This window comes from Paraburkholderia sp. BL21I4N1, assembly GCF_002973525.1.
Lineage (GTDB): Bacteria > Pseudomonadota > Gammaproteobacteria > Burkholderiales > Burkholderiaceae > Paraburkholderia.
This window is the reverse complement of record NZ_PVEN01000001.1, coordinates 187,474-208,878: the sequence shown is the minus strand read 5'-3', so window position 1 is coordinate 208,878 and position 21,405 is coordinate 187,474. Positions and strand designations below refer to the sequence as shown.

General features: G+C 61.7%; 18 protein-coding genes. 5 read left to right on the top strand and 13 right to left on the bottom strand.

Annotated features, from left to right (window positions below):
- The 5 genes from B0G83_RS00950 to B0G83_RS00930 all read right to left on the bottom strand — a co-directional run bounded on the left by B0G83_RS00950 (position 1) and on the right by B0G83_RS00930 (position 5,995).
- Positions 1 to 1,503, bottom strand: a complete 1,503-nt coding sequence (locus B0G83_RS00950) for an efflux transporter outer membrane subunit (RefSeq protein ID WP_105505570.1) — start codon at positions 1,501 to 1,503, stop codon at positions 1 to 3.
- A gap of 39 nt (positions 1,504 to 1,542) precedes the next feature.
- Positions 1,543 to 1,980 (bottom strand): MarR family winged helix-turn-helix transcriptional regulator, encoded by a 438-nt coding sequence (locus tag B0G83_RS00945; protein WP_105505569.1) that lies wholly within the window; start codon positions 1,978 to 1,980, stop codon positions 1,543 to 1,545.
- A 653-nt stretch (positions 1,981 to 2,633) separates the two neighbouring features.
- Positions 2,634 to 3,650 (bottom strand): aminotransferase, encoded by a 1,017-nt coding sequence (locus B0G83_RS00940; protein WP_258167634.1) that lies wholly within the window; start codon positions 3,648 to 3,650, stop codon positions 2,634 to 2,636.
- Positions 3,651 to 3,864: 214 nt separating this feature from the next.
- Positions 3,865 to 5,109, bottom strand: a complete 1,245-nt coding sequence (locus B0G83_RS00935; protein WP_105505568.1) for an FAD-binding oxidoreductase — start codon at positions 5,107 to 5,109, stop codon at positions 3,865 to 3,867.
- Between the two features lie 97 nt (positions 5,110 to 5,206).
- Positions 5,207 to 5,995 (bottom strand): ABC transporter substrate-binding protein, encoded by a 789-nt coding sequence (locus tag B0G83_RS00930; RefSeq protein ID WP_105505567.1) that lies wholly within the window; start codon positions 5,993 to 5,995, stop codon positions 5,207 to 5,209.
- A gap of 237 nt (positions 5,996 to 6,232) precedes the next feature.
- Here B0G83_RS00930 and B0G83_RS00925 point away from each other — a divergent pair, with 237 nt between their 5' ends.
- The 5 genes from B0G83_RS00925 (at position 6,233) to leuB (ending at position 12,586) form a co-directional block, all read left to right on the top strand.
- A complete protein-coding gene (locus B0G83_RS00925; RefSeq protein WP_105505566.1) occupies positions 6,233 to 7,222 on the top strand; it encodes an ornithine cyclodeaminase family protein in 990 nt (329 codons plus the stop codon).
- A 5-nt stretch (positions 7,223 to 7,227) separates the two neighbouring features.
- Positions 7,228 to 8,439, top strand: coding sequence for a succinylglutamate desuccinylase/aspartoacylase family protein (locus B0G83_RS00920; protein ID WP_146120138.1), 1,212 nt, complete (start codon positions 7,228 to 7,230; stop codon positions 8,437 to 8,439).
- A 244-nt stretch (positions 8,440 to 8,683) separates the two neighbouring features.
- Positions 8,684 to 9,328, top strand: a complete 645-nt coding sequence (locus tag B0G83_RS00915) for a transcriptional regulator (protein WP_105505564.1) — start codon at positions 8,684 to 8,686, stop codon at positions 9,326 to 9,328.
- A gap of 1,006 nt (positions 9,329 to 10,334) precedes the next feature.
- Positions 10,335 to 11,246 carry a LysR family transcriptional regulator gene (locus B0G83_RS00910; protein WP_105505563.1) on the top strand — a complete coding sequence of 304 codons (912 nt, stop codon included), beginning with the start codon at positions 10,335 to 10,337 and terminating at the stop codon, positions 11,244 to 11,246.
- Positions 11,247 to 11,512: 266 nt separating this feature from the next.
- The gene (gene leuB / locus B0G83_RS00905; RefSeq protein ID WP_105506515.1) at positions 11,513 to 12,586 is read left to right on the top strand and encodes a 3-isopropylmalate dehydrogenase; all 1,074 of its coding nucleotides are present in this window, start codon (positions 11,513 to 11,515) and stop codon (positions 12,584 to 12,586) included.
- A 90-nt stretch (positions 12,587 to 12,676) separates the two neighbouring features.
- Here the strand turns inward: leuB and B0G83_RS00900 are convergent, their stop codons facing one another.
- The 8 genes from B0G83_RS00900 to B0G83_RS00865 all read right to left on the bottom strand — a co-directional run bounded on the left by B0G83_RS00900 (position 12,677) and on the right by B0G83_RS00865 (position 21,394).
- The gene (locus B0G83_RS00900; protein ID WP_105505562.1) at positions 12,677 to 13,648 is read right to left on the bottom strand and encodes a fatty acid desaturase; all 972 of its coding nucleotides are present in this window, start codon (positions 13,646 to 13,648) and stop codon (positions 12,677 to 12,679) included.
- Between the two features lie 69 nt (positions 13,649 to 13,717).
- The gene (locus B0G83_RS00895) at positions 13,718 to 14,350 is read right to left on the bottom strand and encodes a glutathione S-transferase family protein (protein ID WP_105505561.1); all 633 of its coding nucleotides are present in this window, start codon (positions 14,348 to 14,350) and stop codon (positions 13,718 to 13,720) included.
- A 28-nt stretch (positions 14,351 to 14,378) separates the two neighbouring features.
- Entirely contained in the window at positions 14,379 to 15,695 is a 1,317-nt protein-coding gene (locus tag B0G83_RS00890) for an LLM class flavin-dependent oxidoreductase (RefSeq protein ID WP_105506514.1), read from the bottom strand.
- A gap of 67 nt (positions 15,696 to 15,762) precedes the next feature.
- Positions 15,763 to 16,539 carry a 3-oxoacyl-ACP reductase FabG gene (gene fabG, locus B0G83_RS00885; RefSeq protein ID WP_219848993.1) on the bottom strand — a complete coding sequence of 259 codons (777 nt, stop codon included), beginning with the start codon at positions 16,537 to 16,539 and terminating at the stop codon, positions 15,763 to 15,765.
- A gap of 63 nt (positions 16,540 to 16,602) precedes the next feature.
- Positions 16,603 to 18,123, bottom strand: coding sequence for an FAD-binding oxidoreductase (locus B0G83_RS00880; protein ID WP_105505559.1), 1,521 nt, complete (start codon positions 18,121 to 18,123; stop codon positions 16,603 to 16,605).
- Between the two features lie 77 nt (positions 18,124 to 18,200).
- Positions 18,201 to 19,097, bottom strand: a complete 897-nt coding sequence (locus B0G83_RS00875) for a fumarylacetoacetate hydrolase family protein (protein ID WP_105505558.1) — start codon at positions 19,095 to 19,097, stop codon at positions 18,201 to 18,203.
- A 9-nt stretch (positions 19,098 to 19,106) separates the two neighbouring features.
- A complete protein-coding gene (locus B0G83_RS00870) occupies positions 19,107 to 19,532 on the bottom strand; it encodes a thioesterase family protein (protein WP_105505557.1) in 426 nt (141 codons plus the stop codon).
- A gap of 38 nt (positions 19,533 to 19,570) precedes the next feature.
- Positions 19,571 to 21,394, bottom strand: coding sequence for an acyl-CoA dehydrogenase (locus B0G83_RS00865; protein ID WP_181156651.1), 1,824 nt, complete (start codon positions 21,392 to 21,394; stop codon positions 19,571 to 19,573).
- Between the last annotated feature and the right edge of the window lie 11 nt (positions 21,395 to 21,405).

Genomic DNA, 21,405 nt, shown 5'->3' with positions numbered 1-21,405 from the left:
TTAGTGAGTCGCGACGGGGTTGGTTTGTGCGACGGATGTCGCGCCGTTCCGGTTGTTTTCGCTCGTATCGGTGTAGCCGCCACCTAGCGCCACGGCGAGCGCGATCTGCTGATCGCGGCGGTTCATCTTCAGGTTGGCGACGGCCTGATCGGCCGCCAGCGCGTTCACGTCCGCGCTGAGCACCGTCAGCTGATTCGTGAGACCGGCCTTGTATTGCGTGATCGCAAGCCGGTCGGCGCTGCGCGCGGCGTCTTGCGCGGCTTGAGCGTCGACGAGTTGCGCATCGGTCGAGCGCACCTGCGCGAGTTGCGTGGCAACGTCGGAGAGTGCCGTAACCAATGTCTGGTTGTAGGTGGCGACGGCGTAGTCGAAGTCGGCATAGCGGCCCTTCAACTGCGCACGCAGCGCACCGCCGTCGAAGATCGGTAGATGAATCGCGGCACCGGCCGACTCCGTGCGGCTCGCCGCCGTCAGCAGACGACCGAAGCCGAACGCGTCGAGGCCAGTCGCGGCGCTCAGGTTGATGTCGGGATAAAACTCGGCCTTCGCGACTTTGACTTCGTGCGTGATCGCATCGACGCGCCAGCGCGCGGCTGTCAGATCCGGGCGACGGCTCACGAGATCGGCCGGCAGGTCGTCCGGCAGTTGCACTTCATCGCCGATACCGAGCGTAGGACGTGCGATCGCAAGACCGCGATCAGGTCCCGCGCCGAGCAACGCCCCCAGTTGATAGCGCGTCGTGACGATGCTGCCGTCGATCGAGGACAACGCCGCGCGACTCGTCGCCAGATTCGCCAGCGCGGTCTTGCGTTCGACCTCGGTATCGAGACCGGTCGCGATGCGGCCGGCGGTGATGCGGTCGATCTGCTCGCGCTGGCCGATTTCATCCGCCGCGATGTCGCGCAGCACGTAAAGACGGGCCAACTGGTTGTACGAACGGGCGATCGACGCATCGAGCGTCAGCTTGACGACTTCGCCGTCGGCCTCGCTCGCTTGCAGTTGCGACATCGACGCCTTCAACGCTTCGCGGTTCTTGCCCCACAGGTCGAGGTCGTACGAAGCGCTCAGCAAACCCTGATTCTCCGACTGCCATGAACCGGCGTACGGCGGCGGAACCAGGGCTGTCGATGAATACTGCTGACGGGTGTACGAATAGCTCGCGCCGACTTGCGGCAGCGTATTCGCCTTCGCCGTCTCGGTGTAAGCCGAGGCGGCGGCGATCCGGGCGCGCGCCTGTTCGAGCGTCGGGCTGCCCTTCAGCGCTTCGGCGAGCAACGCCTTCAATTGCGCGTCACCGAACTGGTCGGCCCAGTCGGCAGCGGGCCAGTGCCCGGCTTCGGCCGGCAAGCTTTGCTGCGTCGCGAAACTTTGCGGCTGGGCCATTTGCTTGTCGCTGTGAATGCCGGCGTAGTTAGCACACGCCGACAGCACGGCTGCAAAGATTGCAGTCAGGCCGAGCTTCGCCACCGACATCGCTTTCTTCCTCTTTAATTGCATGTTCATTTTCTGACCTGTCAGATAATTGGGCAAAAAAAATCAGGTTCAGTCCGCCACGAACTTGAACAGCAGGCGCTGAAATTCCTTGAACTCAGCTTTCGTAAAGTGCTTCAGACGATTGTTGAGCACGACCGGCGCGACCTCGGGAATGCGGTTCGCCACTTCCTCGCCTTCGTCCGTCAGGCTCAGATTGACCACGCGACGATCCTCGACGCTGCGCGAGCGCGCCAGCAGCCCTTTGCTTTCGAGCTTGTCGAGCATGCGCGTCATCAGGCCCGTGTCGATGGCCAGCAGTTTGGCCAACTCGAACGGCGTGGTGGCCATGCCGCGGTGCATGGCCAGCAGAACACCCATTTGCTGGCTGTTGATCTCGAGGTCTTTCAACGCCGCGTCCATTTCGGCGATCAGAATGTTGCGCGCCTTGTTGATCGCAAAACCGACGCTCTGGTCAGGCGAAAAGCTGTCTTTCGAATAGTGGGCCATGGTGTCAATCCCTCAATGGCTACTGCGGAATCGCAGTGACTGACAGAACATTATCTGCACAATCAGATAATGTCAATGAAGAATTTTTGAGTCAACGTCCCGAGAAGCGATGTGACACGATATTGCTCAAGCAGTGCGGATCAACCCTGATCCAAGAGAATAAAGTCGGTCACGCTGTAGCAGGCGGGGCTGAGCGGCAGATCGTTGAGAGCGGACTTCGCGTCTGGATGACGAATGTAAATCCTGAAGTCAGGCCCACATCGTCTTATGTCCCGCCACTAAACGGGGAAGACCAGCGGACGACTGCGATGCTACTTTGGTCGTTGCAGACTCCACCATCTGACTTTGTCTGACAGGCGGTTTAGACAAACCGAATAGGCGCTAACGACCCATGGCGGACGGTCGTCAGTCCTACCTTGGTTGACGGCTGCTGAATGCAAAACAGCCGTTCGAAATACCGGCGGTCTCAACGTTTGTCACAGCCCCAATCAGGAAAAAACGCATAAAGGGACGAGCATCGGAATTCCGCCATTTGCGCGGCTTCTCGACTTACAGACAAGTGGATCGCAGGCCATTCAACGCCCCCTGACGGCCTGCGTGAGTGGACTACACGGAGCCCTTGCGGATTCGATAATACGATCGTCCGAGAAGGATCAATTTTGCCTCGCAAGAAATTCCGACAGTTTGCCGAGCCCCGCTTCGAGCACCCGCCGGTTGTTGGCGTATCCAAGGCGAACATAACCTTCCATGTCGAGTGCGCTGCCTGGTGTGAGCATCACACCGGTCTGTTCGATCAGCGCGGTACAGAACTCGAGTGAGGACATCCGCAGGTCATACTTCAACAGCGCGGTTGTTCCCGACTTAGGTTTGATATATGAAATCGCAGGTTCTCTAGCAATCCACGCGTCCACCATCGCCAGGTTGGTTCGCACGATGTCGTGGTTGCGGGAAAGAATCGCCGCGCGGTTTTCCAGCGCGATCGACGCAAAGTGATCGTCAATCATCCCGACGCTGATCGTGTTGTAGTCCCGATGGATCGAGACCGCACGGATCAGATCTTTAGGGCCGGCAATCCAGCCGAGACGAAGCCCCGCGAGCGAGTACGTCTTCGACATACTGCCCGTGCTGATACCACGCTCGTAGACGTCGGCAATCGATACGGTATAGCCATCGCCGTGCTGATCCGTGCCGCGATAGACTTCATCGCACAATACGTACGCGCCGCAGGAGCGCGCGATCTCGCTGACCTCGGTCAGGAATGCCTCGTCCATCAACGAACCGGTGGGATTATTCGGATTGTTGATCGCGATGAGCCGGGTTCTGTCGTTCACGAGGCTGCGTAGTTCCGCCAGATCGGGAAGAAAGTCATTTTCTTCCCGCAGCTTCAGAATGCGCACATCGGCGCCGTAGCTTTCGGGAATCGAGTAATGCTGCTGATAGGTGGGCAGAACCGAGATTACCGTGTCACCCGGTTCGACCAGCGTCTCGTACACCAAAGCATTTCCGCCAATCGCGCCGTGCGTCACGATCAGGTTCTGCGGCGACTGATGGTCGTACATCGCCGAAATCGCTTCACGCAAACGCGCCGATCCTTCGATGGCGCCATAGGTGAGTTTGAGTGCCCGTAGCTCGTCGAGAATACTGTCCTGCTTGCCGGCGAGCGTCAGCACTGGTCGACGGTCAGCGATTCCACACAGGTTTCCGCAAGGTTGTACGTGCACTTCGTCTCGTACTGATCCATCCACCGCTCAACGCCGAAGTCCCTGATCTTCATCTCACACTCCTCCGATATTCAATTAGGTCACTGTTCCAGACTGAGAACCAGTCAATAACAACTCGCGCTTCTCGCCAAGCCGCTTCTCGCGGCGCTGGCCAGAGCCGTGTCTAACTACAGAACCGTTCAGGGCGGAACGGACGCGCATCTACAAAGGTTTCTGTCCCGGTCATCATTTCCGCCAGCAGTCGCCCGGTCACGGGCCCCAACGTCAAGCCATGGTGGTTATGACCGAATGCAAACCACAATCCGGCATGGCGCGGCGCTCGCCCAATGACGGGCCGCATGTCGGGTGTACAGGGACGCAGGCCGAGCCACGGATTCGCGTCGAGCCGCTCGCCCAGACCGAAGCTCGGCCGCGCAGTGCGCTCCGCGCGTTCGAGCTGGATGCGCGTCGGCGCGGCATCGCGCCGGGCGATCTCGACTCCGGTGGTCAGCCGCAAGCGTCCTTCCATTGGCGCCACCACGTAACCCTGCTCGGCGTCGACGAACGGCATCGACAGCATCGGTCGGGTGGGGCGGTAGTGCATGTGATAACCGCGCTTGGCACGCAAAGGAATGCGGTAGCCGAGCGGCGCGAAGATGCGGTCAGACCAGGGACCGAGCGCTACCACGACTTCTTTTGCGCTAAATCGTCCCGACGACGTCTGAACTGTCCACGCCGCCGCTTGCGCCTTCAGAGTCGTGGCGTCGCCCGTCAACACCGTGCCGCCGCCTGCTTCGAAAAGACCGGCATAACCTTTGGTCAGTGCCCCGGGATTGACGATGCTCTTCGGGTCCTGCCAGTGCAGCGCGCCACAAAAGCCGTTCGGGAGTCCCGGTTCGCTCGCAGCCAGCGCTGCCGAATCCAGCACCGCAACCCGCAAGCCATGGGTCTTCGCAGTGATCGCGGCAGCGGCCGCCTGGCGCGAAAATTCCGCTGGAGTGCGATAGGCGTCGATCCAGCCGCTGTCGCGAGCGAGATGGCCGAGTTGCGCACGCTCGATGAGGCGATCGTGTTCCGCAACGCTCTGCTGGATCAACGGCAACATGTCGCGCGCGGCGGCCATTAATCGCTCGGCGGACGACTCCCACCAGAAGCGCGCCAGCCAGTTCGCAAAGTGCGGCAGCGCCCGATAGTCCCAGACCAGGTCAGTTGAACGATTCTTTGCATAGCGCAGCAACGTGCCGACATCGCGCGGAAAACCGTAGGGGATGACCGAAGAGCTTTCGATCAGCCCGGCGTTGCCGAAGCTGGTCTCTTCGCCCGGAGCGCGCCGGTCCACCAGCGCCACCCGGCGGCCACGGTCCTGCAACTGCAGCGCGGACGACACGCCGATGATCCCGGCGCCCAGCACGATCACATCGAAATCCATAAACTCACTTCGCTCTGTCTGTCAGGACTGGACGCCGCGCCATCGCGGTTTGCGCAGCAAGCCGGCGCCAGACCTCTCGCACGGGCTCGTGGAGCCTTCACTTCGCGATGATGTCGCGGTCGAAATATTTCCGTGAAAGGCTGCTCAGCGTGCCGTTTTTCTTCAGCGCGTCGAGCGCGGCATCGACTTTCGCGACCAGCGCCTTGTCGCCCTTGCGCAAGCCCCAGCCGGTGCCCTCGCCCAGCGTTGCCGGATCGCTAAGCGGTTTGCCGACGATCGCATACTCGTGGCCGTTGGGCTTGCTCAGGAAACCGTCCTGGGCAGTTTGCGCTTCCTGAACAGCGGCGTCGAGGCGCCCAGCAATCAGGTCGGCGTAGACCTGATCCTGGTCCGGGTACGAGACGATCGTGACACCTGCCGTCGCCCAGTGACGGTTGAGGAAATCTTCCTGCGACGACGCCTGCAACACCCCCACCCGCTTGCCCTGCAGACTCTTCACGTCAGGCAACAGGCCCGAGCCCCGGCGAGCCACCATCACAATCGGCACGACATAGATTGGTTTCGTGAAATCGATCGATTGTTTACGCTTGTCCGTAATATTCATCGCGGAATTGATCACGTCGAATTTGCGGGCTTCCAACGCGGGGATCAGGCCATCGAACGCATTTTCAACCCACACGCACTTCACGCCCAGCTTCGTGCAGACCGCATTGCCGACGTCGATATCGAAGCCCTGCAATTGCCCGCTCGGTGACTTGCTTTCGAACGGCGGGTAGGCTGCCTCGATCCCAAAGCGCAAGGTGTCCTGGGCCTGCGCGCCGACGGTCCCGAGCGAGCCCGTCAACGCAGCAGTGACGAAAAGTGAAAGTTGAAGCTTCCGAAACATAAGAGGTTCCTGTGTGTTTGGGCTACGACAATTGAGGGCATGCACGACGGTTGATCGACCGCTCCGAGAGATCGCATGAGGTAGCTGACACCCCAACCTCACTGCCTATCTGGATTGATAGTCTATTCTGGACAAATATAAAAGCAAGCAATTTGCACAATAAATGTCCAGACTGGACATTTATGCTTACAATCTCCACATCGCCGAACCCCGGCACACGTTGTGGAGCGCTGTTCAATGAGCCCGTCTGAAAATACGTTGCCCCTGATCGTCAATCAGTACGCCGTTCGCGAAGCGCTACCTCATCTCGACGTGCGCAGCGTGCTGGGGCAGATGTTTCGCGCGCTGGGAAGCCACATGGCCGTGCAACCGCCGCAGACGGCGACTCTTTTTCCGCAGGGCGCAGGCGACTTCATCACGTATCTGGGAGTGATGGCAGATGCGAAGGTGTTCGGCGCGAAGCTGTCGCCGTACATCGTCACGCAGGCGAAGCCGATCATTACCGCGTGGACAGCGTTGATGTCGATGGAAACGGGACAACCGCTGATGTGGTGTGACTCGGGTCCGCTGACGATTGAACGCACGGCGGGCGCGACGGCGCTCGCCGTGGAGCAGCTCGCCGCTGACGATGCGAGCCGGCTCGCGATTGTCGGCGTGGGTGCGGTGGGATTGGCTCACTTGCGTCATCTGGCGTCAACCCGGCCGTGGCAGTCCATCCGGGTGTTTTCTCCGGAGCTTTGGGACGACGCGCCCAGGCGTGCGCAGCTCATGGCGCTCGACGAACGGGTCTCCGTTTGCACACGCATCGAAGACTGTCTCGCCGATGCCGATGTCGTCGCGTTGTGTACTTCGTCGGGCACGCCCGTGCTGCGCGAAAACATGCTGAGCAAACCAGCTCTCATCACGTCCATCAGCACCAACGTGGCAAACGCTCATGAAATTCCTCCCGCATGGGTTCCCGACATGGACGTTTATTGCGACTATCGCCGTACGACTCCCGCCAGCGCAGGCGAGATGAGGCTGGCGTCAGAACACCATGGCTGGCGTCCCGAAGCCGTGGTGGGCGATCTCGCCGAACTCATGTGCGGCGAGGCGATCAAGCCATCCTATCGACGGCATGCGTTTTTCCGCTCTATCGGGCTGGGACTTGAAGACGTGGCCATTGCCTATGAGCTATTCAAATATCTGACTACGCGAGCACGCATCCAGGCGATGCCGGGCGCCTAGTCGCGTTGAATTGGAAACCGCGCCCGGCACTCCTTGAGTCAGACTTACCCCGAAAAGCAGGAGATACACCCATGACCTATCGACGCCTGGATATCCGGCTTCCGGCGCCTGCTCCGGGAGTCCAGCTGACTCTTCTCGCCCACCAGTTCGGCAACAGAAGCAACGCACGCAGCGCCTATCTGCATGCCGGGCTCCACGCGGACGAACATCCCGGCTTGCTCGTGCTTCAGCACCTGCTCGAGAAGCTTCGGCAACTCGATGCTGCGGGCGCAATCGACGGTCTCGTAACGGTGGTGCCCTACGCCAATCCGATGGGTATGTCGCAACGGCTGTTTGGCGCGGTCGCGGGCCGCTTCGATTTCGAGAACGGCGAAAACTTCAACCGCAATTTTCCGCTGCTCGATCAGCAGGTCGCGGCGTATCTTGCCGAAGCACCTGATCGCGCGATGTTGCCAGAGCAATGGCGAATCCTGTTCGCCGGTATGCTGGGCCAAGCTGCGGCGACAAGCCCGTCGCAGGCCTTGAAGCACGAACTCGCGAAGCTCGCGATTGCACATGACATTGTGCTCGACCTGCATTGCGATACCGACTGCATCGCGCATGTCTATGCGTCGGAGCTTCAGGCCGAGCGAGCTACGCGGCTCGCCGGCTTGATGGGCTCGCCGGTTGCGATGCTGGAACCGCGCGAGGCCGGCGGCGGTGCATTCGATCAGGTGCACTCCAGCGCATGGGGCACGGTGCAGGCAGCCGGTCTTCTCTCCGAGCGCGACAGCGGCTTTAGCGCCACCATCGAGTTGCGCGGACAGACCGATGTCACCGACGAACTGGCCGCTGCGGATGCGTCGAATCTGTTGCGCTTCCTCGAAAGCGAAGGCGTTCTGACTGCCGAATCCCCGGCAACGCTCAAGATGACGAATCAATCGGTCGAAGTTTTTCCACTCGACGGGGCTTCTCACGTTTCGTGTCCGTGCGCCGGCGTGATCGTCTACCGGAAGGCACCGGGCGATCAGGTCAGTGTCGGTGAGGTGATTGCGGAGGTAGTGCTACTCGATGGCAACGGATTCAACCAGCGTGTGCCTATCCTCAGCACCGTCAATGGGCTGATGATCGTGCGGCAACTCAAAAAGCTCGTGAGGCCCGGCGAAAGAGCGGCACTTCTGGCAGGCAAGCGTTCCGTGCGGGACAGACATGCCGGTAGTCTGCTACTCGATTTCTGAGCGTCAGTAGAACCACACCCGCCGGGGACGATCATCGCCGTCCACGCCGTGCTTCCCGAACGCATCGACGGCAAACTGCTGAATGATTGATCCGAGGCGGCCCGGTCCGCCGCTTCGCCCACTGGCCCGTGGGCGATCGAGCTGAAGTACCGCTCGCTCATGGCAGAATGAGGGACATTTTCGGACCTGCATTACCGTCCACCCACCTGAGTGAACTTTCAGAAAACTGCAAGCCCCCATCCTTATGCGAAAGCCCAAGACAACGGCCTCACGTCGGCTACTTCTGGATCGTTACAGCCGTGTCGCCGATGGCATCGCGCTGCTGTTTTTTCCGTACGTCGAAATCGTCATTCACGACCTCCAAAGTCAAACGGTCGCCTATATCGCCAATAATCTGTCGAAGCGCGAACTAGGCGACGACTCCGCGTTGGAAGAGATAGATCATTCCGCGGAGTCTGGTACGGTAGGTCCGTATGAAAAAATCAATTGGGATGGGCGACGGATGCGATGCGTCAGCACGGTATTGTTCGACGATGCCGGTAGTGCTGTCGGCGTGATGTGCGTGAATTACAACATCGCCGTGTTCGAAGACGTCAAACATGTGATCGATCGTGTGATCTCCGGCGCCGGCGTGGTGAAGCAGCCGGAAGAACTGTTCAGGGACGATTGGCAGGAGCGCATCAACACGTTCCTTCATAAGTGGCTTCAGGAACGACAGCTAGCGCTGAATTCGCTGACTCGCGAGCATCGTCGCGAGATCGTCGAAGCGCTGTGGGCGGAAGGCGCGTTCAAGGGAAAAAGCGCGGCCAACTACGTCGCAAATGTGTTGGGGATGGGACGCGCCACCGTCTATCAGCATATTAGAGATTTGCGAGGCACTGAAGCCTGATGCGGGACAAGCAAGACCGGCATGTACGAATGGATACGTTGACCAGTCCGTCGGTGCAGTAGTACCGGTCGTCGGGCCTTCTGCCTGCGGTTGTCCACAGAAATTGTTCAGAAGGCTGTGGATAACCCGCCGGCAATCGCGGCAAGTGATTGATGCGCCTATTTTTTCCTGAACCGGTGCGGGGCTGGGCGAGACGTCGTCCGGCACGCGGCATCGGTCGCCCGCAAGCCGCTTCGCGACGCGCTTGATACCCCGCATTGCCAATTCCGCCCCATGCGCGATTCATAAAAAACCCAAATCGCATAAACCCCGCCGTCCGTTGTCTTTTCAAAATAGATGACTTAGACTATGCCGAATTAAGTCATAAATAACATTATATTTCTCGCCAATACATCATTAGCTCAGTCCGCCGCCCTCGCGCATTAACAGATTATTAAATCAGACAAACCGATATCTTTAAATCTGGAATTGACATGCCGGGCGACGATGCATGAAGACGCGAGCGCCTGCCTCCCCGGCAGCCGCAATCAGGCAGGTCGGTTTCAGCCTCTTCGCGAGTCATCGGCAAGCAATAATTAAGAAAATAGTAATTGATTTGTAATTTAAATTCGCATCGAAGGAGACCGGTGCGGCCCGTGGTCCAAATCAGTTCGGAAATGCAGCACAGCGCCGCTCGCATCGGGCAGGCGTGGATATATCCGTTGGAATAAACCCTGGTCCGTTCATCGAATGAATATGCACACATCCGGTGCGGACTTAATGTTGTTGATAATTATGCGCGTAGCGTCAATGGCGGATTAACCCGAATCCGCCGATTCGCCGCGCGCACGGCAACCCGCGTCACGAGCGCCTCAGGTCGCCATTCGTCGTATCGACAATCGTCTGGTCACGACTTTCCTTCGCCGGCCATCCGTCCGGTTCGCATTGCCGCCTCATGCCTCACGCCCCACGCGCGGAGGGGCTTCGACAGTCGAATGAGTCTTTTGAACGCTCTGCGAAAGTTACTATGGAAAATTTGATCAGAAAGCTCGACTTGATTTCCCTACGCTTGTTCGTCGCTGTCTGCCAGGAAAAAAATATCGCGCGCGCCGCCGAGCGCGAATTCATCACCCCGTCCGCCGTTAGCCGTCGGGTCGCCGAAATCGAAGCGCTGGTCGGCTTGCCGCTGATCCAGCGACACGCGCGCGGGATCAGCGTGACGCCGGCCGGTGACGCCGTGCGCCGCAGCGCACTCGCGATCGCCAGCAATATCGAAGTGCTGAGCGCCGAGTTGTCGCAGTTTTATTCAGGCGCCAAGGGCAAGGTGCGCGTGGTCGCCAATCTGTCGTCGATCGTTCAGTTTCTGCCGGAGGACATCGCGGCATTCGGGCGTCTGTTTCCCGACGTCAACATTGAACTGGAAGAACACAGCAGCGCGGACGCCGTTCGCGCAATGGCCGAACGCGCGGCCGACTTCGGCATCTGCAACGCGGTCAGCGGCATCGAACAGTTCGAAAGTTTGCCGTACCGCACCGACCGGCTGTTCGTCATGCTGCCGAAGCATCATCGCCTCGCCGAGGCGAGTCATCTGCACCTCTCCGAATTGCTCGCGGAAAACTTCGTCGGGCTGCAGCGCGAAAGCGCGTTGATGCAATTGCTGGAACGCGAGAGCGCCGCGCTCGGCGGTACGCTGAACACCCGAATCCGCGTGCATAGTCTCGACGCGCAGTGCCGCATGGTGCACGTCGGCCTCGGCGTCACCATCGTGCCTCAGCATGTTGGCGAGCTTTACGTCGATACGCTCGACGTCGTGTTGCGCCCGCTCATCGAACCGTGGGCGTCGCGCCAGTTGTTCCTGATTTCCTATGGCCAGGAACAGTTGAGCGCGACGGCGGCCACGCTCGCCAACTTTCTGATTCAACGCGAACGGCCGGACTGAGCCGGCATCGCCCTTCGACAACGCCACCCACGGCAATAGCGTTCCCGGCGCGGCCTTTCGCTCTCGAATCGAGAGGCTTGCCATGCTCAGTCGTCACTACGACTGAGCAGGCGTTCTCGTATATTTGTCGGCGCCAACCAGGCACGCGCAGCACCATCCCGACAGCACGTTTCAGTGCGTGGCGACACCCGCCTGCGCAAGCCCCCCACATCCTCCGCGACCGTGGGCCACCTCTCTTTCAATTCGACAAGGCACATTACATGAGCATCAAAATCGCCGTTTTGCCCGGCGACGGCATCGGTCCTGAAATCGTCAGGCAGGCCGTCAAGGTACTCCAGGCACTGGACCGCCCGTTCACGCTGGAAGAAGCCCCCGTGGGCGGCGCGGGTTACGCCGCGCACGGTCATCCGTTGCCCGAACCGACACTCGCGCTGGCCCGCTCGGCCGATGCCATCCTGCTGGGCGCCGTGGGCGACTGGCAATACGACACGCTCGAAAGACCCCTGCGTCCCGAACAGGCGATCCTCGGCCTGCGCAAACATCTGGCGCTGTTCGCCAATCTGCGTCCCGCGAAGTTGTACCCGGAACTCGCGGGCGCGTCGTCGTTGAAGCCGGAAGTCGTGTCGGGGCTCGACATTCTGCTGATCCGCGATCTGACCGGCGACGTCTATTTCGGCCAGCCGCGCGGCGTACGCATGGCGCCCAACGGTCCGTTCGAAGGCAGCCGCGAGGGGTTCGACACGATGCGCTACAGCGAGCCGGAAATCGCGCGCGTCGCGCACGTCGCGTTTCAGGCGGCACGCAAACGCGGCAAGCGCCTGTGCAACGTGGACAAATCCAACGTGCTCGAAACCTCGCAGTTCTGGCGCGACATCGTGATCAAGACGAGTGCGGACTACCCGGATGTCGAGCTGTCGCACATGTACGTCGACAACGCGGCCATGCAGTTGGTGAAGGCACCGAAATCGTTCGATGTGATCGTCACCGGTAATCTGTTCGGCGACATTCTCAGCGACGAAGCGGCCATGCTGACGGGCTCGATCGGCATGTTGCCGTCGGCGTCGCTGGATGCGAACAACAAGGGTTTGTACGAGCCGTCGCACGGCTCCGCACCGGACATTGCCGGCCAGGATATCGCGAATCCGCTCGCGACGATTCTCTCCGCGGCGATGATGCTGCGCTATTCGCTGAATCTGCCGGACGAGGCCGCTCGCGTCGAAGCGGCGGTGGAGCGCGTTCTGGCGCAAGGTCTGCGCACTGCCGACATCTGGGAGGCCGGCACGCGCAAGGTCGGCACGAATGAAATGGGCGACGCGGTCGTCGCCGCGCTCACCGCTTAAATCCTCACGCTCGTCAACGCTGTCGAAGCGTTGACGCCGGCGCCCGCTCCATTCGGGAGCGCGAGCGCCGGCTCGGGCACCTCAACGACATCAACGCGCGGCGCGCTGCGCGATCTGTTCGGCCGACGGCACTTGAATGTTGCGTGCCAGACGCAGCCCGCCGAGCAAGCGGATGAACCAGAAGCCCGGATCGATCCGATACCACGCGAGACCGAACGAAGCCGAACGCGGAAACGCGTGGTGGTTGTGATGGTAGGACTCGCCGAAAATAAACGGCGCGAGCACCGCGAGATTGCGGCTGCCCTCGGCAGTCTCGAAACGGCGCTTGCCGAGCAGATGGCAGAACGAATTCAGCGACCACATGCCGTGCGCCAGCACGAACATACGGACCATGCCTCCCCACAGGAAGCCCGTGAGGAGACCCCACCACGATTGCTCGACCAGCGCGCAAGCCACAGCCGGAATCGCGAGGCCGACCACGACCCACTTCCGGTAGTGGCGATTCACGAACACCATGCGCTCGTCGCGCATCAGGTCGGGCGCGTACTGGCTCACATTGGGAAACGGATGCGCGATCATCCACGTCAAATGCGCGTGCAGCAAACCCTTCAACTTGCCGCGCAAACCGGGGCCCGCGAGATTCGGCGAATGCAGATCGCCTTCGCGGTCCGAACACTCGTGATGCCGCCGATGAATCGCGATCCACGCGAGCACACTGCCCTGCCCCGCCATCGACCCGCAAATCGCAATCAGACTGCGCACGAGCGGACCCGTCTCGTACGACTTGTGTGCGAACAGCCGATGAAAGCCCGCCGACACGCACAAACCGGTGACGATCCACATCGCGAAGAACGCCACGATTTCCGGTGCGCCGATAGGATGAACCCACAACAGCAACAACGCACACAGCGTACCGACAGCAGGTCCCACACCGAACAGCAGGAAATGCCGCCGCTGCAGTTTATGCAGATGCGGACTGTCGATGACCCGCCGTGCTCCCGCTGCTACCGGCGCCTCGCCGGGGACCACGGCTTCGCTGTCCGCTTCCAGATTGACCGACATGATTATCCTTATGACGGGTGACTCAACGTCACCCCGCAATTGATCAAAAGCGCGCTTTCGACGACGCCGTTACCAGATCGAGATGTTCTCAGCCGCAAGCGCCGCCTGAACCGCAGGGCGTTGCTCCATTCGTCGGGTGTGCTCGCACCAGTGGCCGAACTGGCTCATGTCGAGCTTCAGCTGATTGCCCCACTTGAAGAAGATCAGCAAGGTCGGATCGACGATCGAGTAGCCGTCGTCCAATGCCCATTGCCGGTCGGCGAGCCGCTCGTTGATTTCCGCGTAGGCGATCAGCAGGTTTTGCGTGCCCTTTTCCTTCACGCCGGGCTGCCCGTGCTCCTCGTTCGTGAAGCGCTCGGGACGCACATGCTGACCGACGGGACCGGCCAGAATCGTGCTCAGCCAGTTGGTCCATTCGATCGCGCGCGACACGCCCATTGCGGAATCCGGCACCAGCTTGCACTCGGGGTTCGTGAGCGCGAGGTAGTAGAGAATCGCCGCCGATTCCGTGAGAATTTCCGAGCCCGTATCCAGTACCGGAATCTTCCCTTTCGGATTGATGCGCTTGAATTCGGGCGACTGCGTCGCGCCCTCCTTGATCGACACGGTGATCGCTTCGAACGGCTTGCCGATCTCGGTCAAAATCACATGCGACGCGAACGACATGTGGCCGGGGCAATAATAGAGTTTGGGATGTCTCATGTTGGCTGGTGGCTTCCGGAGCAAACCGTCATTCGACGCGACTGTCGGGGCGCGGCAAACCGATCGTGTCCCGCAGCGTGCCGCCCTCGTAGCGGGTGCGGAACAGTCCGCGCCTTTGCAGTTCCGGCACGACCATGCGCGTGAAATCGTCGTAGCCGTCCGGTGCGGAGTGGAACACCATCATGAAACCGTCGCACGCTTCGGTCTTCAGCCACTCCTCCATCTCGTCCGCGACCTCGGACGGCGTGCCGATCATTTCGCCGATACCCGAGCCGGCCGCGCGTTTCGCAAGCTCGCGAACGGTCAGGCCTTCGCGTCGCGCCAGCGCGATCCACTCTCTCTGGTGACCTTTGCTCTGTTCGGTCTCCGGCAGATCCGGCAACGGCTTGTCGAGGTCGAACTCGCTGACGTCCACGCCCAGCTTGAGCGACAGATTCGGCAGATTGCTGTCCACGTGCACGAGATCGTCCATTGCCTGCTTCTTGCGAAACGCCTCTTCGCGCGTTTCGGCGACGTACACCTGATTGGCCGGCAAGATCTTCAGATGATCGGGATTGCGTCCCGCCGCGATCGCGCGCGATTTCACGTCCTTGTAGAACGCGCGCGCGGTATCGATCGTCTTCGCATTGCCGAACACGAGATCCGCCGACTCGGCCGCCATCTGCCGCGCGGCATCCGACGCGCCCGCCAGCGCAATGACCGGCCAGCCTTGCACCGGCCGCGCAATGTTCAACGGCCCCTTGACCGAGAAGTACTTGCCCTTGTGATTCAGCGGCTTGACCTTTGCGGGATCGAAGAACACGCCGCTTTCCTTGTCCATCAGCAGTGCGTCGTCGGACCAGCCGTCCCATAGGCCCGTCACCACCTTGAAGAATTCGGCCGCGCGTTCGTAGCGCTCCGCATGCAGCCGTGCCGACTCCAGCCCGAAGTTGTAGGCCGCTTCGGTATTGACGGTCGTCACGATGTTCCACCCCGCGCGGCCGTTGCTCAAATGATCTAGCGACGCAAACCGGCGCGCGGTCAGATAGGGCTCTTCGTAGCTCGTCGTACCGGTCGCGATCAACCCGATGTTCGTCGTGCACGCGGACAGCGCGGACAACAGCGTCAACGGTTCGAACGACGTGATCGTGCCGCTGCGCTTCAATGCATTCGTCGGCATGTTCATCACCGCGAGATGGTCCGCGAGAAACACGGCGTCGAAGCACGCGTCTTCGAGTTTGCGGACCAGATCCCTGATGATCGGAAAATCGAAATTCGCCTGCGGTGCCGCGTTCGGATGCCGCCACCATGCGGTGTGCAGGCTGATTGGGCGCATGAATGCCCCGAGACAGAGTTTCTTGTTCACGAAGATATCCTTCTGATTGGAATAACCGATCGCGACCCTGGACACTGGGCGCCGCGTCGCTGCGAAACTACGAGATCAAGCCGCCGTCCACGACCAGGACCTGGCCCGTGATGTACGACGCGTCGTCGGAAGCCAGAAACGCGACGGTTCGGGCGACCTCTTCCGGCGTGCCCAGACGGCGCATCGGAATGGTGTCGGCGGCGGCATCGAGTCGGCGCTCGCCGAGCGACTGCGTCATGTCCGTGACGATGTAGCCGGGCGCCACCGCATTGACGCGAACGCCGCGCGACGCGCACTCGGCCGCCAGCGCGCGGGTCAAGCCGATCAGGCCGGCCTTGCTCGCGCAGTAATTCGTTTGTCCCGGCACGCCGATCATCCCCGCGACGGAGGCGATATTGACGATCGCGCCGCGCCGCTGTTCGAGGAAATGCGGGATCACGGATTTGCAGCTATAGAACGAGCTGTCGAGGTTCGCGCCCAGCACGTAACGCCAGTCTTCGGCGCTCAACGCGGTCACACCGCGGTCTCTCTTTACTCCCGCGTTATTGACCAGCACGTCGAGCTCGCCGAAATGCGTGAGACACCGGCTTACGGCCGCGCTCACGGCGTCGCTGTCGCGGGCATCCGCGTTGACCCCGATAACCTGCGTTGCGTCGAACTCGCGCGCCAGTTCGGCTGCGGCGTCCGCATTGCTCAGGTAGGTAAAACAGACGCGATGGTTGCGGCGCGCCAGTTCGCGCACGACTGCCGCGCCGATGCCGCGCGAGCCGCCGGTCACGAAAGCAACCGGCCGTTCCGCGTTGTGTGTGCCGCCTTCTTGATGGATTCCGTTTTGCGTAGTCAAAGTTCGAGCGTCCGGGAGAGGAGTGTCGCGCGTCGTGTCATGAGCAAACGGCGCGTGTTGCATTCAGGCAGTGAGCGGTAGCGGCACGCGCGATTCATCCACGCGATCCACGGCCTCCGATGCGGCGCCGTGGTGTGCGTGACCGTGCAGCACCTTGCCGGGATTCAGGATGTTCTTCGGGTCCAGCGTGCGCTTGATCGCCCGCATCATTTCAACGGCGCCAAGACCGGCTTCCTGCACCAGAAAGTCCATCTTGTGCATGCCGATCCCATGCTCGCCGGTGCAGGTGCCGTCGAGCCGTATCGCGCGCGCGACCAGCTTGCGGTTCAGCGATTCGGCCGTCGCGCGCTCGTCGGCCGAATCGGGATCGATCAAGTATCCGAAGTGGAAATTGCCGTCGCCGACATGCCCGACCAGGAAGTACGGCAGGCCCGTGGCATTCGCTTCCTCGACGGATTCCAGCAGGCATTGCGCGAGACGGCTGATCGGCACGCAGGCGTCCGTGCTGACCGCCCGGCAACCGGGCTTGGTCTGGATCGCCGCGAAATACACGTGATGGCGCGCGCTCCACAAACGCGAGCGCTCCTCGGTACTGGTCGCCCATTCGAACGACCCGCCGCCGAATTCATCGGCGATCGTGCGGACGGTTTCGGCCTGCTCCGTCACGCCGTGTTGCGTGCCGTGGAACTCCATCAGCAGCATCGGCTCTTCCGGCAAACGCAGCCCGCTGTACGCGTTGACCATGCGGACGCTATTCGCGTCGATCAGCTCCATCCGCGCGATCGGAATGCCGGCCTGGACAATCTGGATCGCCGTGCGCACCGCGTGTTCGATCGACGGAAACGAGCACACCGCCGCGCATTCGGCTTCCGGCAACGGATGCACGCGCAACGTGATTTCCGTCATCACGCCCAGCGTGCCTTCGCTGCCGACCATCAGCCGCGTCAGGTCGTAACCGGCGCTGCTTTTCTTCGCTCGCGTGCCGGTGCGGATCACCTCGCCCGCGGCCGTCACCACCTGCAACGCCAGCACGTTTTCGCGCATCGTCCCGTAGCGGACCGCGTTCGTGCCGCTGGCGCGCGTCGCGCACATGCCGCCGATCGACGCGTCCGCGCCCGGGTCGACCGGAAAGAACAGGCCGGTGCCCTTGAGCGCCTGATTCAGTTGCTTGCGCGTGACGCCGGGCTGCACGGTCACCGTCAGATCGTCGGTGTCGATGGCGAGCACCTCGTTCATGCCGCTCACGTCGAGGCTGACGCCGCCCTGCACCGCCAGCAGATGACCTTCGACCGACGAGCCCGCGCCGAACGGGATCACCGGCACCTCGAAACACGACGCCAACTTGAGAACGTCGGCCACGTCCTGCGTGTTCAGGGCAAACACGACCGCGTCGGGCGCGGTGACGTCGACGAACGACGACTCGTCGCGGCCGTGTTGCTCGCGAACCGCCATGGCGGTGGACACCTGCGCACCGAAGCGCTCGACCAGCGCGTCCAGCATGAGCGGCGGCAGCGGACGCTTGCCCGCCGACGGCGCGTGCGAAGCGAGTGCATGCGACGATTCGGAATCTTGATTATTTTTCATTCGTTCACGCCTTGATTGTTTATTCGCGTTACCGGCGCGGTGACACCGGCGGCGATCGCCTATCGCGCTTAACGCGCTTAACGGGCGACGAGCGACGCCTCGCGTCGCGCAGCCGGCATATCGTACGGACGGCAATGCTGCCGCTGCGCACCCAGCCCGGCGATCTCCGTCTCCACGACATCGCCCGGCCTCAGATACGGCTTGTCGGGACGGCTGATCGCCATGCCGCCCGGACTGCCGGTCAGGATCACGTCGCCGGGTTCCAGCACCATGAAGCGGCTCAGGTAATGCACCAGCGCCGCGACGTCGAACACCATGTCGCTGGTGTTGTCGTTCTGCATGAGTTCGCCGTTGACGCGGCAGCTCAGTTGCAGCGCATTCGGATCGCCGATCTCGTCGGCCGTGACGAGGTACGGGCCGAGCGGCGCGAACGACGGAAACGACTTACCCTTGAACCACTGGCCGCCGCGTTCGAGCAACCAGCTCCGCTCCGAGATATCGTTCGCGGTGCAATAGCCGGCGATGTACCGGTTCGCATCCGCCGGCGACGCCAGGTACTGCGCACGTCTGCCGATCACGACGCCCAGCTCGACCTCCCAATCCGTCTTCGTACCGCCCGGCGGCAGCAGCAGATCGTCGTACGGGCCGGCGAGCGCATTGCAGGCCTTGGTCGACACGATCGGTTCTTCCGGCACCGCCATGCCGACTTCGGCGGCATGGCGGCGATAGTTCAGACCGATCGAAATGATCTGTTGCGGACGCACCGGCGGCCCCACGCGCCGCCCGTTCAGATCGACGGCGGGCAAGCGGTCCCCTTCCCACGCCACCTTGCGTTTCAGCAGGGCGATCGCCTCGGGATCGAGGTTGTCCCCGGCCCAGTCGTCCACCCAGCCCGACACGTCGCGAACCACGCCGTCCGGACCGATCGCGCACGGGAATTCGTGCCCAGGCTGTCCTACTCGAAGCAAACGCATGACCGGCTCCTATACCTTGATCGCGCGGCGATCTTCGAAGAAGCGCTCGAGAAACGCCTCTTCCCGCGCATCGATACGACGCAGATGACGGCCCTCGTAGTTATACGGCGCCATGGCCGTCGTCGCGACCGCGTACACGGTGTCGTCGTCCTTGATCTCGTAGTCGATCGTCACCGAGGCCGCGCGAATCTCCGACACCCACATATGAATGTCGATCGGCACATGGCGGTGCACCAGCGGGCTCTTGTAGACAATCGAATGACTCACGACCACCGAGCCGCCGCTGAAAAACGCATCGCCATTCTGCGCGCCCAGCCGCCAGATCAGATCCACGCGCGCCTCTTCGAGCAGCCGCAGAATCGACACGTTGTTGACCACGCCGTAGACGTCCATATCGGCCCAACGAATGGGACACGGGTAAACATGCACCGCCATTACTGACTCTCCAGTCTCGGTTCGAAGGGCTGTTCGCTTTACTGCGCGTCGGCGTTGACCTGGCGGCAGAACTCGGTGGCGTAGTCGTCGTACGCGATCGGGGCGCGCAACAGTTCCGGCGTCAGCGCGAAACCGTCGAGCAGCATCGGCACGTGGTCGCGCAGCGCGACACACAGCGCGTCCAGCACGGCCGGCAACGCCAGAACCTGTTCGCTGCTGATCACGCCGTGCGCCAGATACCAGCCGGTCTGGCGTTGCAGTTCGGCCAGGCCGAACAGTGCCGCCAGCAGCTTCAACGCCGTGCCGACTTCCTCGTTTTCCGCTTCGACCGCCGCCGTGTGCAGGCACTGCAACGCGTGGCGGATGCCGTGCAGCCGCGCCATCTCGATGCCGCCGTTGATCACGTCGTTCCACGCGCCGAAATAGCCTTTGTCTTCCGACGCCTCTTTCTGCTCGCGCGCCGCCGTCCACAGCTTGTGCTCGCGGAACAGCAGCAGTTCGATCAGGCGCGCGCCGTCGGTCAGATCGCTGCCCGCATGCTCATGCGGCACCGGCGTGCTTTCGCTCCACGGTTGGGCGAGCATCTGCGCGGCCGTCGCGGCGAGCAGCACCTGGTTGTCGCCCTCGGCGGTGACGACGCCCGGCAACAGCGTGCCGAAATCGATGATGCGATTGATGCTGAAGATGCCCTGCGCACCGCAACGTTCGCGGCACAGGTTGACGACACCGTCCATCTCCCACGTCGCGACCGCTTTTACGATGTTGATGAGGTTGAGGATCTTCGCCGATGGACGCTCGATCTGCCCGACGTACTCGCGCTTCACGTAGTTGGCGAAGAGCGTCAGCGCGTACGCCTTGGACAGCGCGGTAAACGTCGACAGCTGATGGCTGCGGAATTCGATGATCGGCACGTCGTCGTTGCCGGGCGCGTTGGTCAGACGCTGCTGCGCGTAGCGCAACGCGATGTACGTGCTGGCGCGACCCAGCGCGGTCGCCGCACTGGACACGCACAGGCGGCCCGGAATGATGCGCGACAACGCGCGGTGAAAACGCGTGCGCGGATTCGCGATCGTGGCCTTGAACTTGCCGTCCGCGGTGATCTCGGCGGCGTCGCCCAACAGGATATTGCGTGCCGGAATGCGCACGTGGTCGAACCAGGTCAGACCGTTGTCGAGGCCCTGCACCGGTTTTTCCGGGCACGACACCGCGCGAATGCCTTCGCACAGGCCCTTTTCCGTGGACAGACGCACGAGGAACGGGAACACGCCGCAGTCGGCGCCTTCGACCTTCAGGCGTGCCATTACGACGGCGATCTTCGGAATATCGACGAAGCCGCTATACGACATGAACTTCTGCGCGAGCGGGTCGGGCGTGTTCAGCACGAAGGTTTGCGTCGCATGATCGTAGATGGCTTCGGTGCGCAGCGCGGCGAGGTTGTTGCCGTAGCCGAGTTCCGTGGCCATGTACGGGCTGAACGTAGTCAGCGAGTTCATGTCGTCGAGGTAGTCGGCGATATCGTCGCGTGCGAGGCCGTGGTCGTACACCGTCCCCACGCTCAGGTTGTAATGCACCATTACCAGCGAAAAACACGACACGTCCAGCAGCCCGCACCACTCGGCCAATGCGTAGAGCCGCAGCGGATTACGCAGAATGTCGAGCGGCTTTTCGAGCTTGCGGTGCAACGCGCGGGCGCGCTCGTACGACAGCCGGCCTGCCTGGGCGAGCGTCAGATTCGAGCGGTGCGCGAAGATCGGATCGAACAGGATGTCCCGGACGTCCTCGTGCACGCTCTCGTAATTGCCGTCGAAGACGATCCGGACCAGTTCGTCACGCGTCGTGAGCGAAGCCTGATCCCCTTTCAAAGCTGATACCG

Excerpts from the sequence above, each read along its gene's own strand:
- B0G83_RS00945 (WP_105505569.1), bottom strand. The coding sequence starts at position 1,980 with ATGGCCCACTATTCGAAAGACAGCTTTTCGCCTGACCAGAGCGTCGGT.
- B0G83_RS00910 (WP_105505563.1), top strand. The coding sequence starts at position 10,335 with ATGGAAAATTTGATCAGAAAGCTCGACTTGATTTCCCTACGCTTGTTC.
- B0G83_RS00875 (WP_105505558.1), bottom strand. The coding sequence starts at position 19,097 with ATGCGTTTGCTTCGAGTAGGACAGCCTGGGCACGAATTCCCGTGCGCG.
- B0G83_RS00880 (WP_105505559.1), bottom strand. The coding sequence starts at position 18,123 with ATGAAAAATAATCAAGATTCCGAATCGTCGCATGCACTCGCTTCGCAC.
- B0G83_RS00915 (WP_105505564.1), top strand. The coding sequence starts at position 8,684 with ATGCGAAAGCCCAAGACAACGGCCTCACGTCGGCTACTTCTGGATCGT.
- B0G83_RS00935 (WP_105505568.1), bottom strand. The coding sequence starts at position 5,109 with ATGGATTTCGATGTGATCGTGCTGGGCGCCGGGATCATCGGCGTGTCG.
- B0G83_RS00870 (WP_105505557.1), bottom strand. The coding sequence starts at position 19,532 with ATGGCGGTGCATGTTTACCCGTGTCCCATTCGTTGGGCCGATATGGAC.
- B0G83_RS00925 (WP_105505566.1), top strand. The coding sequence starts at position 6,233 with ATGAGCCCGTCTGAAAATACGTTGCCCCTGATCGTCAATCAGTACGCC.
- B0G83_RS00930 (WP_105505567.1), bottom strand. The coding sequence starts at position 5,995 with ATGTTTCGGAAGCTTCAACTTTCACTTTTCGTCACTGCTGCGTTGACG.
- B0G83_RS00895 (WP_105505561.1), bottom strand. The coding sequence starts at position 14,350 with ATGAGACATCCCAAACTCTATTATTGCCCCGGCCACATGTCGTTCGCG.
- B0G83_RS00950 (WP_105505570.1), bottom strand. The coding sequence starts at position 1,503 with ATGAACATGCAATTAAAGAGGAAGAAAGCGATGTCGGTGGCGAAGCTC.
- B0G83_RS00900 (WP_105505562.1), bottom strand. The coding sequence starts at position 13,648 with ATGTCGGTCAATCTGGAAGCGGACAGCGAAGCCGTGGTCCCCGGCGAG.